General features: G+C 65.0%; 12 protein-coding genes. 10 read left to right on the top strand and 2 right to left on the bottom strand.

Annotated elements, in window-relative coordinates:
- The first annotated feature begins 114 nt into the window (after positions 1-114).
- Positions 115-1401, top strand: a complete 1287-nt coding sequence (gene cytX / locus CAG11_RS06550) for a putative hydroxymethylpyrimidine transporter CytX (protein WP_085595774.1) — start codon at positions 115-117, stop codon at positions 1399-1401.
- Here cytX and CAG11_RS06545 read toward each other — a convergent pair.
- On the bottom strand, positions 1370-2116 hold the full coding sequence (locus CAG11_RS06545; RefSeq protein ID WP_022641342.1) for a DUF3298 domain-containing protein: 747 nt from the start codon (positions 2114-2116) through the stop codon (positions 1370-1372). The two genes, cytX and CAG11_RS06545, sit on opposite strands and share 32 nt — an antisense overlap.
- A gap of 224 nt (positions 2117-2340) precedes the next feature.
- Between CAG11_RS06545 and CAG11_RS06540 the strand changes: the two genes are divergently transcribed.
- The 9 genes from CAG11_RS06540 to CAG11_RS06500 all read left to right on the top strand — a co-directional run bounded on the left by CAG11_RS06540 (position 2341) and on the right by CAG11_RS06500 (position 11602).
- Positions 2341-2958, top strand: coding sequence for an NUDIX domain-containing protein (locus tag CAG11_RS06540; protein ID WP_022641343.1), 618 nt, complete (start codon positions 2341-2343; stop codon positions 2956-2958).
- The gene (locus CAG11_RS06535; protein ID WP_022641344.1) at positions 2949-3401 is read left to right on the top strand and encodes a DUF1249 domain-containing protein; all 453 of its coding nucleotides are present in this window, start codon (positions 2949-2951) and stop codon (positions 3399-3401) included. Before CAG11_RS06540 ends, CAG11_RS06535 begins: the two co-directional genes overlap by 10 nt.
- A 119-nt stretch (positions 3402-3520) precedes the next feature.
- On the top strand, positions 3521-4336 hold the full coding sequence (gene cpdA / locus CAG11_RS06530) for a 3',5'-cyclic-AMP phosphodiesterase (protein WP_085595772.1): 816 nt from the start codon (positions 3521-3523) through the stop codon (positions 4334-4336).
- Positions 4337-4401: 65 nt separating this feature from the next.
- Positions 4402-5010: a YqiA/YcfP family alpha/beta fold hydrolase gene (locus CAG11_RS06525; protein WP_085595520.1), complete on the top strand. Its 609-nt coding sequence runs from the start codon at positions 4402-4404 to the stop codon at positions 5008-5010.
- 42 nt (positions 5011-5052) lie between these two features.
- Entirely contained in the window at positions 5053-6957 is a 1905-nt protein-coding gene (gene parE / locus CAG11_RS06520) for a DNA topoisomerase IV subunit B (RefSeq protein ID WP_022641347.1), read from the top strand.
- A complete protein-coding gene (locus CAG11_RS06515; protein WP_085595519.1) occupies positions 6957-7940 on the top strand; it encodes an esterase-like activity of phytase family protein in 984 nt (327 codons plus the stop codon). The genes parE and CAG11_RS06515 overlap by 1 nt, the downstream gene beginning before the upstream one ends.
- Entirely contained in the window at positions 7937-8458 is a 522-nt protein-coding gene (locus CAG11_RS06510; protein WP_085595517.1) for a TIGR02281 family clan AA aspartic protease, read from the top strand. Before CAG11_RS06515 ends, CAG11_RS06510 begins: the two co-directional genes overlap by 4 nt.
- 7 nt (positions 8459-8465) lie before the next feature.
- A complete protein-coding gene (gene parC, locus CAG11_RS06505) occupies positions 8466-10724 on the top strand; it encodes a DNA topoisomerase IV subunit A (RefSeq protein WP_022641350.1) in 2259 nt (752 codons plus the stop codon).
- A gap of 167 nt (positions 10725-10891) precedes the next feature.
- Complete coding sequence (locus tag CAG11_RS06500) at positions 10892-11602, top strand: membrane integrity-associated transporter subunit PqiC (protein WP_022641351.1); 711 nt, start codon at positions 10892-10894, stop codon at positions 11600-11602.
- 280 nt (positions 11603-11882) lie between these two features.
- Here CAG11_RS06500 and CAG11_RS06495 read toward each other — a convergent pair whose 3' ends face one another.
- A complete protein-coding gene (locus CAG11_RS06495; protein WP_031320620.1) occupies positions 11883-13415 on the bottom strand; it encodes an AhpA/YtjB family protein in 1533 nt (510 codons plus the stop codon).
- Positions 13416-13519 lie beyond the last annotated feature (104 nt).

Below are 13519 nucleotides of genomic sequence, written 5' to 3'. Positions count from 1 at the left end.
CGCCGGTAAGCGCCTGACTGCAAGCGGCAAGCAAGGGCCCCAGGGTTCTTGCTTGCCGCTTGCGGTTTGCAGCTGCTCCTTGCCTCTGTCCCTTTTTCTTTCGAGATCACCGCCTTGAGCAGTCCAACCAGTACCTACTCTCCCGACCTTGCGGTACCTGCCGACAAACGCGTATTCGGCGCCCGCGACCTGTTTTCCCTGTGGTTCTCCCTCGGTATCGGCCTGATGGTGTTGCAGACCGGCGCGCTGCTGGCGCCGGGGCTGGGGCTGGCCCATGGGGTGCTGGCGATCCTGCTGGGCAGTGCGGTGGGGGTGCTGTTGCTGGCGGCCGTGGGGGTGATCGGCAGCGATACGGGGTTGTCCGCCATGGCCGCCCTCAAGCTCAGCCTGGGACGCCACGGCGCCCGGTTGCCGGCGTTGCTCAACCTGTTGCAACTGGTGGGTTGGGGGTCGTTCGAGATCATCGTCATGCGCGATGCCGCCAGCCTCCTGGGAGCCCGGGCCTTCGGCGAAGGCAGCAGCTGGACCAGCCCCGTGCTCTGGACCCTGTTGTTCGGGGCGCTGGCCACCTTGCTGGCGGTCAGCGGACCCTTGACCTTCGTCCGGCGGATCCTGCGCAAGTGGGGGATCTGGCTGCTGCTGGCAGCCTGCCTGTGGCTGACCTGGAACCTGTTCGCCCGGGCCGACCTGGCGGCGTTGTGGAAACGGGCCGGGGATGGCTCGATGCCGTTCGCCGTGGGCTTCGATATCGCCATCGCCATGCCGCTGTCCTGGTTGCCGTTGATCGCCGACTACTCGCGCTTCGGCAAGAGCGCGCGGAATGTGTTCGGCGGCACCGCCCTGGGGTTCTTTATCGGCAATGCCTGGCTGATGACCCTGGGAGTGGCCTATGCCCTGGCCTTCGCGCCAGACGGCGAGGCCAATGCCTTGTTGCTGGCGCTGGCCGGGGCCGGGTTGGGAATCCCGCTGCTGTTGATCCTGCTGGACGAGTCGGAAAACGCTTTCGCCGACATCCATTCGGCGGCGGTCTCCACCGGCATCCTGCTGCGGCTGAAGGTCGAGCACCTGGCCCTGGGCATTGGCGTGCTCTGCACCCTGATCGCCTGCCTGGCGCCATTGGCCCAGTACCAGAACTTCCTGCTGCTGATCGGCTCGGTGTTCGCGCCGCTGTTCGGCGTGGTGCTGGTGGATCACTTCATTCTGCGCCGGCGCGGTGCCCAGGCGTCGCTGGTGGCCTGGCACGGGCCGGCACTGCTGGCCTGGCTCGGTGGGGTGAGCACCTACCACCTGCTGGCCAATTTCTATCCGGATGTGGGGGCAACCCTGCCGTCGCTGTTGCTGGCAGGGCTGCTGCACGGAGTGCTGGGCTTCAGTCGGCGTCGGGAAGCAGCTCGGGCTTGAGTATGCCGCGCAGGCGCGAGTAGGGGATCTGCAGCTCGACGTGGCCCAGGGGGGCTGGGGCGATGCTGCTGACGTCGTACTTGAGGGTCACCACGTTGCGGGTCAGGGCCACGTTCGGAGTCTTCTGGAAAGGCCAGGCCCTGATGAACTCCGCCTCGCGATCCAGGTGGGTGCTGATCAGCCAGTTGTTGTGGGCGACCCGGGCGGCCTTCCAGAACATCTCTTCCTGGCCTGGCAGCAGCATGTCGGCCAGGTCCAGGGCCTTGTGCTGCTGGCGCGAGTAGTTGACGAAGCCGCGGCCCGGCGTGCCGTTGGCGGTGCCGGTGTCCAGGTAGCTGGCCAGTTCGACGATCACCAGGCCGTCATGCTGGTCGCGTAGCTTGGACTGCAGGTACATGCCGTGGCGGTCCGCGGCGCTGCGCAGGAACTGTTCGCGGTAGGCCACCAGGCTGGCCGGCGTCGGCGCATCGGGGCTGGTACGAGTCATCTGCAACAGGCGTTTCTCGACGATGGCATCCAGTTGCGGCTCGGCGGGGAAGTGCACGAGGTCGAGGTTGACCAGCGGACAGTCGGCGCCGCTGCAGCCGGACTTGAGTTGTTCGGATTTATCTCGGGTGACCTCCAGAGGAGCCTTGTAGCTTGGCTGGAACAGGCTCTGGCAGGCGCCCAGGGTCAGGGCGATGCAGGCCACGGAGGCGATTTTGACAAGCGACATGGGCGTCCTTCATAAACCAGGGGGAGGCGAAAGCTACCGGCTTCGACTACCTGCGGGGCAGTCGGTTCGCCACTAAGCTCAATGGAGGCAATTAGAGTAGGTTTAGCCCCTCGCCGTCTATCCCGCTGAGGGCAAAGGGGCTGCATCGGCAGGCGCGAGCGCGTTAGGATTGCGCGAAGTCGAGGAGGATCCTCGGATCGAACATGTAGTACACGAGGATTGTTATGACTGACTTTGCCCACTCCACGCCGAGTGCCGTCGAGATCATCCGGCGCGAAAACTGTTTCCAGGGTTTCTATCGGCTCGAACGCCTGCATTTGCGCCACGAGCTGTTCGCCGGCGGCATGGGGCCTGAAATCAATCGTGAAGTCTTCGTCCGTCACGATGCGGTCTGCGTACTGCCGTACGATCCGCAGCGCGACGAGGTGGTGCTGATCGAGCAGTTCCGCATCGGCGCCATGGGCAAGGCCGCCTCGCCCTGGCTGGTGGAACTGGTGGCCGGCCTGATCGACAAGGACGAGCAGCCCGAGCAGGTCGCCCGTCGCGAGGCGCAGGAAGAGGCGGGCCTGGACATCTCGGCGCTGTGGCCCATGACCCGGTATTTCCCGTCGCCCGGCGGCAGTACCGAGCTCGTCCATCTGTACCTTGGACGCTGCGACAGCAGCGCCGCCGGCGGGCTGTACGGGCTGGAGGAGGAAGCGGAGGATATCCGGGTTTCGGTGATGGCCTACGAGGATGCCCAGCAGGCCATGCGTGACGGGCGGATCTGCAATGCGGCCAGCATCATTGCCTTGCAGTGGCTGGCGCTCAACCGCGCGGAAGTGAGGGGGTTATGGTCGTAAACAAGGTGCGTGATCGCTATCGGGTGGACCTCGCGGGGCTGCAAGCTTCCTGCGAGGCCAACTACGCCCGGTTGATGCGCCTGTTGCCCGACATGCGCAACCAGCCGGAGGCGCGACGCATCGCCGTGACCCAGGGCGAGCAGATGCTCGGCGTGCTGGCCCTGGAGGTGGTGCTGGCCTGTCCCTATACCACCACCTTGCAGGTGCGCCAGGAGCACAGCCTGCCCTGGCTGCCGGTCCCGCAGCTGGAGGTGCAGGTCTACCATGACGCGCGCATGGCCGAGGTGATCAGCGCCGAGCACGCCCGGCGCTTTCGCAGCATCTATCCCTATCCCAACGCCTTCATGCACCAACCGGACGAGAAGGCGCAGCTGAACATCTTCCTCGGGGAGTGGTTGAGCCATTGCCTGGCCTGCGGGCACGAGTTCGAGGCCGTGCGCTAGGCCGGCAAGCGGACAGGATGAAGATGTGAACTGGGTCCGGTTCCGCGGTTTCCCCCTGGCGACTTCCCCAGCATAATTGCCCCATTCCTCATGCCTTGGTCCTGCCCTGGGAGAACCCCTTGCCAAGCGTATCCGCTTCGCCCATCGATGATTCCGTGTTGCTGGTGCAACTGTCGGACAGCCACCTGTTTGCCGAGACGCACGGCACGCTGCTGGGCATGAACACCGCCGACAGCCTGCAACGGGTCATCGACCTGGTGCTGGCGCAACAACCCAAGATCGACCTGGTGCTGGCCACCGGCGACTTGTCCCAGGACGGCAGCCTGCAGTCCTACCAGCGCTTTCAACAGTTGAGTGGGCAGATCCCGGCACCCGCTCGCTGGCTGCCCGGCAACCACGACGAACCAGGCATCATGCAATTGGCCGCCCAAGGCAGCCAATTGCTGCAACCTGTGGTGGATATCGGCAACTGGCGCATCACCCTGCTGGATTCGTCCGTACCGGGTTCGGTGCCGGGGTTTCTCCAGGACGAGCAGTTGCAACTGCTGGCCCGTTCCCTGGATGAGGCGCCGGGGCGTCATCACCTGGTCTGCCTGCACCATCATCCGGTGTCCATCGATTGCGCGTGGATGGAGCCCATCGGCCTGCGCAATGCCGAGGCGTTGTTCGAAGTGATCGAGGGGCGGTCGCAGGTCAGGGCCCTGTTGTGGGGTCATGTCCACCAGGAAATCGACCGCCGGCGCGGCGGCCTGCGACTCTTGGCCTCACCCTCGACCTGCATCCAGTTCGAGCCCCGCAGCGACGACTTCAAGGTCGAGGAGCGGGCGCCGGGTTATCGCTGGCTGCGGCTGCTGGCCGACGGACGGCTGGAAACCGGCGTGCAGCGGGTCGAGGGTTATGCCTTCACCGTGGACTACGGCAGCGACGGTTACTGAAGCTGCTTCGTAACCCGGCGCCATCCCTGTAAACTGCGGCTTTTGCCCAGGCACAGGGAGTCTGCATGCCCGCTTCCATCCTTTATATCCACGGCTTCAATAGCGCCCCGGCCTCGACCAAGGCCTCCCAGTTGCGCCGGGTCATGGAGCAGATCGGCCTGGGCGACCAGTTGCGGGTACCGGCCTTGCACCATCATCCGCGCCAGGCCATCGGCCAGCTGGAGCAGGCGATCGTCGAGCTGGGCCGTCCATTGCTGGTCGGCAGCTCGCTCGGCGGCTACTATGCGACACACCTTGCCGAGCGCCACGGTCTGAAAGCCTTGCTGATCAACCCCGCCGTCAACCCGCATCGCCTGTTCGACGGTTACCTGGGCCCGCAGCAGAACCTGTATACCGATGAAACCTGGGAGCTGACCCTCGATCACGTGGCGGCCCTGGAGGCATTGGAGGTCCCGCCGCCCCAGGATCCGGAGCGTTACCAGGTATGGTTGCAGACCGGGGACGAGACGCTGGACTATCGCCACGCCCAGGCGTATTACCGCGCTTGCGCCTTGCGCATCCAGGCGGGTGGCGACCATAGTTTCCAAGGTTTTACCGGCCAATTGCCGGCGATATTGAATTTTGCCGGCATTACCGCCGATCAGTACCAGGCGTTCGACTTCACCGCACTGTGAAGCCGCGCCCCATATTCATTGAACGACTAACGACGAGAACCCATGGCCACTCCCAGCGCTAGCTCCTATAACGCAGACGCCATCGAAGTCCTCTCGGGACTCGACCCGGTGCGCAAACGCCCGGGCATGTACACCGACACCACGCGGCCCAACCACCTGGCCCAGGAAGTCATCGACAACAGTGTCGACGAAGCCCTGGCCGGCCATGCGAAGTCGATACAGGTCATCCTGCACGCCGATCATTCCCTGGAAGTGTCCGACGACGGTCGTGGCATGCCGGTGGACATCCACCCGGAAGAGGGCGTATCCGGCATCGAGCTGATCCTCACCAAGCTCCACGCCGGCGGCAAGTTCTCCAACAAGAACTACCAGTTCTCCGGCGGCTTGCACGGGGTGGGCATTTCCGTGGTCAACGCCCTGTCCAGCCAGGTACGGGTGCGGGTCAAGCGCGATGGCAGCGAGTACCAGATGACCTTCGCCGACGGCTACAAGGCTTCCGAGCTGGAAGTGGTCGGCAGCGTTGGCAAGCGCAATACCGGTACCTCCGTATTCTTCGCCCCGGACCCGAAATACTTCGATTCGCCGAAATTCTCCGTCAGCCGCCTCAAGCACGTGCTCAAGGCCAAGGCCGTGCTGTGCCCGGGGCTGCTGGTCAGCTTCGAGGACAAGGGCACCGGCGAGAAGGTCGAGTGGCATTACGAAGATGGCCTGCGTTCCTACCTGGTGGATGCCGTCAGCGAGTTCGAGCGCCTGCCGGCCGAGCCGTTCTGCGGCAGCCTGGCGGGTAACAAGGAGGCGGTGGACTGGGCCCTGCTGTGGCTGCCCGAGGGCGGCGACAGTGTCCAGGAAAGCTACGTCAACCTGATCCCCACCGCCCAGGGCGGTACCCACGTCAATGGCTTGCGCCAGGGCCTGCTGGACGCCATGCGCGAGTTCTGCGAGTTCCGCAACCTGTTGCCGCGCGGCCTCAAGCTGGCACCGGAGGACGTCTGGGAGCGGATCGCCTTCGTCCTGTCGATGAAAATGCAGGACGCGCAGTTCTCCGGCCAGACCAAGGAGCGCCTGTCGTCCCGCGAGGCTGCGGCGTTCGTTTCCGGGGTGGTCAAGGATGCCTTCAGCCTGTGGCTCAACGCCAACCCCGAACTGGGGATGCAACTGGCGGAGCTGGCCATCAGCAACGCCGGCCGACGCCTCAAGGCCAGCAAGAAGGTCGAGCGCAAGCGCATCACCCAGGGCCCGGCATTGCCGGGCAAGCTGGCCGATTGTGCCGGCCAGGACCCGATGCGTTCCGAGCTGTTCCTGGTGGAAGGTGATTCCGCCGGTGGTTCGGCCAAGCAGGCGCGGGACAAGGAGTTCCAGGCGATCCTGCCGCTGCGCGGGAAGATCCTCAACACCTGGGAAGTGGACGGCAGCGAGGTCCTGGCCAGCCAGGAAGTGCATAACATCGCCGTGGCCATCGGTGTCGACCCAGGCGCCGAGGACATGAGCCAGCTGCGCTACGGCAAGATCTGCATCCTCGCCGACGCCGACTCCGACGGCCTGCACATCGCCACCTTGCTCTGCGCCCTGTTCGTGCAGCATTTCCGCCCGTTGGTGGATGCCGGCCACGTCTACGTAGCCATGCCACCGCTGTACCGGATCGACCTGGGCAAGGAGATCTTCTACGCCCTGGACGACGCCGAGCGTGACGGCATCCTCGATCGCCTGGTGGCCGAGAAGAAACGCGGCAAGCCGCAAGTCACCCGATTCAAGGGCCTGGGTGAAATGAACCCGCCGCAACTGCGCGAGACCACCATGGACCCCAATACCCGGCGCCTGGTGCAGTTGACCCTGGACGACGTCGAGGCCACCGCGGAAATCATGGACATGCTGCTGGCCAAGAAACGCGCCGGCGACCGCAAGTCCTGGCTGGAGTCCAAGGGCAACCTGGCCGAGGTGCTGGCCTGATGCACAAAGGCCTGGTCCTGGCCCTGGCGCTATCGGCAACCTCGGCGGTGGCCGCGCCGGCCCCCGAGCTGACCCTGCTGTCCGAGCATCCGGTAGAAGGCATGCGCGGCGGCAACCTCTCGGGGCTGGCGCTGTGCGGCCAGCAGCTGTGGACCGTGTCGGATCGCGACGACGACCAGATCTACCGGCTCGATACCCGCGACAGCGTCTGGCAGGCCGAGACGGTCAAGCTGGAAGTGCCACCGGTACCCGATATCGGTTTGCCCTGGGGGCTGAAGTCACGGACCTGGGCGGCGTCCTTCGTGCGTGGCGGGGACCTGGACTTCGAAGGCATCTCTTGCGATGCCGCCGGCAACAAGTATGTGATCAGCGAGGCCCATGCCTCGGTGTTGCAGGTACCGGCCCAGGGCGCGCCCGAGTGGTTGAAGATTTCCCCGCTGATGGTCCGCGAAGCCCGGGCCAGTGGCATGCTGCTGCACTTCAACGCATTGTTCGAGGGGCTGGCGGTGAACCCGGCCGGAGATCGTATCTGGCTGGCGGCGGAGCGTGAGCGGCGTGGCCTGTTGCTGATCAAGCGCGGGCAGAGCACCTGGGATTGCGATGGCGGTTGCGTGCTGCTCAGCGAAGCCGGCCTGCAGATGCAGCCCGAGCAGGTGCCCCATGCCAAGGCCGTGACCCGTGACTTCGCCGATCTTTCGCTGTTCGACGGCAAGCTGTTCACCCTGGAACGCAACGCCTACCAGATCTGTCGCCGCGATGCGCAGAGCGCCAAGGTCGAGCAGTGCTGGTCCTTCGCTGCCGAAGCGCTGGTGGAGTCACGGCGTTATCCACAGCCCTACGGCCTGGCCGAAGCCCTGGTGGTGGATGCCGAAGGCGCCTGGATCGGCCTGGACAACAACAATGGCGCCCGCGCCGATGGTGAAAGCCGACCGATCGTCTGGCGCTTTGCCGCGCCGCAAGGCGGCTGGAGTGCCAAGCCGTGAGCCAGCAACCGGGGCGCAGTGCCGGCAGAGTGTTGTTGATCCTGGCCTGGGCGGCGGGACTGTTCCTGGCCACGCGGTTCTTCGCCGATTGGGAAGCGCGCCAGGAGAACCCCAACACTGTCGTCAGTTCGCAACACCATGAGGGTTACATCGAAGTGAAGCTGGTCGGCAACGGCCAGGGGCATTTCGTCGCCAGCGGCCATATCGACGGCCAGCCGGTGCAGTTCATGCTCGATACCGGCGCCACCGAAGTCTCGATCCCCTCCGGGCTGGCCGAGCGCCTGGGCCTGGAGCGAGGACTGCCGGTGACCCTGAGCACTGCCAACGGTCGCAGCGAGGGCTACCGGACCCGTATCGAGCGCCTGCAGCTGGGCGATATCACCCTGCACGATGTCCGGGCCCTGGTGGCTCCAGGGCTCGACGGGGACCAGGTCCTGCTGGGCATGAGCGCTTTGAAGAAACTTGAATTTACTCAGCGCGGCGGCACCATGCTGCTGCGCCAGACCACGAACCAATGAGGCCCGCATGAGCGACTCCCTTGATCTCAGCCTGGATGGCGTAGAACGCCGGTCACTGGCTGACTTCACCGAAAATGCCTACCTCAACTACTCCATGTACGTGATCATGGACCGTGCGCTGCCGCATATCGGCGACGGCCTGAAACCGGTACAGCGGCGTATCGTCTACGCCATGAGTGAGCTGGGGCTGGATGCCGATTCCAAGCACAAGAAGTCCGCCCGTACCGTGGGTGACGTGCTCGGCAAGTTCCACCCGCACGGCGACTCCGCCTGCTACGAAGCCATGGTGCTGATGGCCCAGCCGTTCAGCTACCGCTACACGCTGGTGGACGGCCAGGGCAACTGGGGTGCGCCGGACGATCCCAAGTCCTTCGCGGCCATGCGCTACACCGAGGCGCGCCTGTCGCGCTACTCCGAGGTGCTGCTCAGCGAGCTGGGCCAGGGCACCGCGGACTGGGGGCCGAACTTCGACGGCACGCTGCAGGAGCCGCTGGTACTGCCGGCGCGCCTGCCGAACATCCTGCTCAACGGCACCACCGGCATCGCCGTGGGCATGGCCACCGACGTACCGCCGCACAACCTGCGGGAAGTGGCTTCGGCCTGCGTACGCCTGCTGGACGAGCCCAAGGCCACGGTGGAACAGCTGTGCGAGCACATCCAGGGGCCGGACTATCCAACCGAGGCGGAGATCATCACCCCGCGTGCCGACCTGCTGAAGATCTACGAGACTGGCCGTGGCTCGGTGCGCATGCGCGCCGTGTACCGGGTCGAAGATGGCGACATCGTGGTTTCCGCGTTGCCGCACCAGGTCTCCGGAGCCAAGGTGCTGGAGCAGATCGCTGCCCAGATGCAGGCCAAGAAGCTGCCGATGGTGGCTGACCTGCGGGACGAGTCGGACCATGAGAACCCGTGCCGCATCGTGATCATCCCGCGCTCCAACCGGGTCGATCCGGGCGAACTGATGCAGCACTTGTTCGCCACCACCGATCTGGAATCCACCTATCGGGTCAACGTCAACATCATCGGCCTGGACGGCAAGCCGCAACTGAAGAACCTGCGCGCGCTGCTGGTGGAATGGCTGGAATTCCGGGTCGCCACCGTGCGCCGCCGCTTGCAGTTCCGCCTGGACAAGGTCGAGCGCCGCCTGCACCTGTTGGACGGCTTGCTGATTGCCTACCTCAACCTGGATGAAGTGATCCACATCATCCGTACCGAGGACCAGCCACGGGCCAGGCTGATCGAGCGTTTCGCCCTCAGCGAGATCCAGGCCGACTACATCCTCGACACCCGGCTGCGGCAACTGGCGCGACTGGAAGAGATGAAGCTGCGGGCCGAGCAGGACGAACTGCTCAAGGAACAGGCCAAGCTGCTGGCGCTGCTCAACAGCGAGGCCAAGCTCAAGAAGCTGGTGCGCACCGAGCTGCTGCAGGATGCCGAGACCTATGGCGACGACCGCCGTTCGCCGATCGTCGAGCGTGCCGAAGCCAAGGCCCTGTCGGAAAACGAGCTGATGCCGACCGAGCCGGTGACTATCGTTCTGTCGGAAAAAGGCTGGGTCCGCTGCGCCAAGGGGCATGATATCGACGCTACTGGCCTGTCCTACAAGGCCGGCGATGGCTACAAGACCGCTGCGGCCGGGCGCTCCAACCAGTTCGCGGTGTTCATCGACTCCACCGGCCGCAGTTATTCGGTGGCGGCCCACACGCTGCCATCGGCCCGTGGCCAGGGCGAGCCACTGACCGGCCGGTTGACGCCGCCGCCAGGCGCGACTTTCGAGTGCGTGCTGCTGCCGGACGATGAGGCGCTGTATGTGATCGCTTCCGATGCCGGTTATGGCTTCGTGGTCAAGGGCGAGGACTTGCAGGCCAAGAACAAGGCGGGCAAGGCGCTGCTGAGCCTGCCGAACAATGCCAAGGTCCTGGCGCCAAGGCCGGTGGCCGATCGCGAGCAGAACTGGCTGGCTTCGGTGACCACCGAGGGTCGCCTGCTGGTGTTCAAGATCAGCGACCTGCCGCAGCTGGGCAAGGGCAAGGGCAACAAGATCATCGGTATTCCCGGTGAGCGGGTCGCCAGTCGCGAGGAGTATGTGACCGACATCGCGGTGCTGCCGGAAGGCGCGACCCTGGTGCTGCAGGCGGGCAAGCGCACCCTGTCGCTCAAGGCCGACGACCTGGAGCACTACAAGGGCGAGCGCGGGCGCCGCGGCAACAAGCTGCCACGGGGTTTCCAGCGAGTGGATGCGTTGTTGGTAGAGCCTCTCAGTTGAGAGGCGCGATCAGCCATTTAACTGGTCGATCGTTGTTGGAACACTGGAGTCATGGCGCATATTCACGGATGATATGCGCTTTCAAACGCCGGCCTGGTCCGGCGTTATTCTGTTTTTTTGAGTATTTTCACTGTGGCTGGCCTGGTGGCCGCCACCTGGATGGGATGATGACTGTTCTGCGCCTTCCTTTTATTTTCCTGCTCGCGGGCGTTCTCGGCCTGGCGGGTTGCAGCGTTCACCAACCGGTGTCGCTGTATCAGCTGGACAGCGGAAGTCCAGCCCAGCCGGCCAGCACCGGCATGTCGGTATTGCTGGGTCCGGTGCTGATTGCCGATTACCTGCAACGTGAAACCCTGCTGCAGCGCCAGGATGATGGCAGCCTGCAGGCCGCGACCGACGGCCGTTGGGCCGGCAGTCTCTCTTCGGATATCGACCAGTTGCTGCTGCGCCAGGTAGCCGGCCACCTGGACAGCCAGCGAGTGGTGCTGGCCCCGGCCACCAACGGCTTCACTCCGGATGTGCAGGTCCTGCTGTCGATCACCCGCCTGGACTCCGGCAAGACCCAGCCGGCGGTACTGGATGCCCAGTGGCGCCTGATCGACCGTCGCGGCCAGGTACGCGACAACCGCATCGTCCACCTGCAGGAACAGCATGCGGGGACCACCGCGTCCCAGGTGCAGGCGCAAGGCGTGCTGTTGCAGCGCCTGGCCGAGCAGCTGTCCGGTGCCCTCAAGCCCCTGGCCAACCAGCCTGCGGTAGCCGAGGTGCCGCGCAAGGCGCCAGCGGCGCCGGCACCCAAGCCGGCTGAGCCGGAAAAGCGGCCGAAGATGCCGATGGCCACGCCGATCCGTACGGATATGGAAGTGTTCCGGTTCTGATGTGATCCGCAGCAAGACAAGGCCCGCCATTGGCGGGCCTTGTGGTTTCTGGGGTGCAGGCACAAAAAGCCTGTGCAGGGCTAAGCCGATCAGCTAAGGAGACTGTAGGCGCGAGGCTTGCCCGCGATGACTGCAGGGCGCTGCGTGTATCCGGTCGACACGTGCGACCGTTAACGAGCATTGCGAGCAATCGAGCGTCGACTGGCTGCTCCTGCAGGGATCGCCTGGCTTAACTGATCGGGATCACGCACCGGGCACGCTTCGTTGAACAGGGCAGGCGTTACAGCTTGGCCCGGGTCTCGTGCATGCGCGCCAGCTGGCGTTCCAGCATCGACGGGTAGGGTTCCATCAGGCGCTCGACGCAGCAGGCACCTTCCGGGCTGGCGATCGGGCGGATACGGGCACGTTGGCGCAGCAGCACATCGTCGTTGACCTTGCGTTCCACCAGCAGCAGGTTGCGGCTGTGCTGGGACAGTGCCAGGGCGTCCTGGGCGGTTTCGGTCAGCAGCAGGTCGATCTGGCTCAGGCCGAACAGCCCTTCGCCCAGGGTCAGGCCCAGCTGCAGTTGAAGGGTGATGCCGCTGTCCGCCACTTCGATCTGCAGGGCGTGGCCCAGGGCGCGCAAGAGCTCGCCGCAGCAGATGGCGTTGGTCAGGTAGTCATCGCCGCTGTCTTCGCTGTGGAACAGCATCAGCGTGCTGCCATCGTTCAGGGTGTGCAGCTCGCTCTGGTACAACGAGGCCGCCTGGTCGAGGCAATCACGATAGCGTTCGAGCAATTCCGTCAGGCGCGCCCGGGGCAGGCGCCGCAGCTGTTCCTGGGCGCCCAGTTGCACCGCCAGCACGGCGCTGTGCTGGGGTTCGGCGGGGACCTCGGGCTGCGCCTGGGGCTTGGCCAGTGGCGCCGAGGGCGAGGAATGATCGCGCAGGTCGGCGAACGGGTCTTCTTCGTCCAGTTCGTCTTCCTCGGCACTGACCAGGTGCCGTGGCGCTGGTTTCAAGCCGGCCACCGGGGCGCTTTCATCGAAGCTCGGATCGCGCAGGTTGCGGATCTCGAAAGCCGGGGCGTCTTCTTCCTCGTCCTGTTCTTGCGGTTCGGGCTGTGGCTCGGGCTCGGGGATTTCCGGGGCCAGGCGGGCATGCAGCTGGCGCGCCAGGTCGCCGATTTCGTCCTGGCGCTGGATCGCCGGGGTATGTTCGTCCAGGTCCCGCAGCCAGACCCGCAGCTGCAGCAGCGGGGTGGAGATATGGCGACCCAGGCGCAGGCTCAGGGCGAGCGCCAGTGCCAGCAGGATGGCACTGAGGATGCCCATGCTCTGCAGGCTGATGGTCATCGGCTGCTGGAACTGGGCCATGTCCAGGCTGATCCGCAGGTTGCCGGCGGTGACATCCTGGAAGGTGATCTTGGTCTGGTACACACCCTCGGTTTCGCCCAGCAGGCTGCTCTTGGGCCGTTGGCCGGCCTCGGCGAGGATGCGGTTGTCGACGCTGTAGATCGCCGCGTGGGCCACCAGCGGATTCTTGGTCAGGTTGTTGAGCAAGACATTGAGGCTGAGGATGTCGTTGGACACCAGCAGCTCGGTGGCCGAGGTGGCGGTCTGGGTGGTCAGGCTCTGGCCCAGGGCGTCCGCCTGCTCATGCATGGCTTGCTTGAACTGCAGGCCCATCACGCCGGCATAGATCACCAGGGCCAGGGCGACCAGGATCACGTTATGGCTGGCAATACGCAATGCAATCGGTACACGGCGGTGGCGCAGTGCACGGAAGATCAGCAAGAAGAAGTTATCGTTTTTAACTGGCGTGGGCCGGTTCACTGAGCTCGGCTCTTTAGTCCGTGAAGTTGACGCGCAGTATAGCGAGAGGCCCTAGGCCGGCAAAGCGCTGGCTGTGCCCGATGGTCAGCGAAAGTGGGTAGAAT

Origin of the sequence: Pseudomonas sp. B6(2017) (genome assembly GCF_002112765.1) — a bacterium.
Lineage (GTDB): Bacteria > Pseudomonadota > Gammaproteobacteria > Pseudomonadales > Pseudomonadaceae > Aquipseudomonas > Aquipseudomonas piscis.
This window is presented reverse-complemented; position numbering and strand designations above follow the sequence as displayed.

Bases quoted from the DNA above. Each gene is read 5' to 3' on its own strand.
- CAG11_RS06545 (WP_022641342.1), bottom strand. From the start codon at position 2,116: ATGTCGCTTGTCAAAATCGCCTCCGTGGCCTGCATCGCCCTGACCCTG.
- CAG11_RS06540 (WP_022641343.1), top strand. From the start codon at position 2,341: ATGACTGACTTTGCCCACTCCACGCCGAGTGCCGTCGAGATCATCCGG.
- CAG11_RS06535 (WP_022641344.1), top strand. From the start codon at position 2,949: ATGGTCGTAAACAAGGTGCGTGATCGCTATCGGGTGGACCTCGCGGGG.
- CAG11_RS06525 (WP_085595520.1), top strand. From the start codon at position 4,402: ATGCCCGCTTCCATCCTTTATATCCACGGCTTCAATAGCGCCCCGGCC.
- parE (WP_022641347.1), top strand. From the start codon at position 5,053: ATGGCCACTCCCAGCGCTAGCTCCTATAACGCAGACGCCATCGAAGTC.
- CAG11_RS06515 (WP_085595519.1), top strand. From the start codon at position 6,957: ATGCACAAAGGCCTGGTCCTGGCCCTGGCGCTATCGGCAACCTCGGCG.
- parC (WP_022641350.1), top strand. From the start codon at position 8,466: ATGAGCGACTCCCTTGATCTCAGCCTGGATGGCGTAGAACGCCGGTCA.
- CAG11_RS06500 (WP_022641351.1), top strand. From the start codon at position 10,892: ATGACTGTTCTGCGCCTTCCTTTTATTTTCCTGCTCGCGGGCGTTCTC.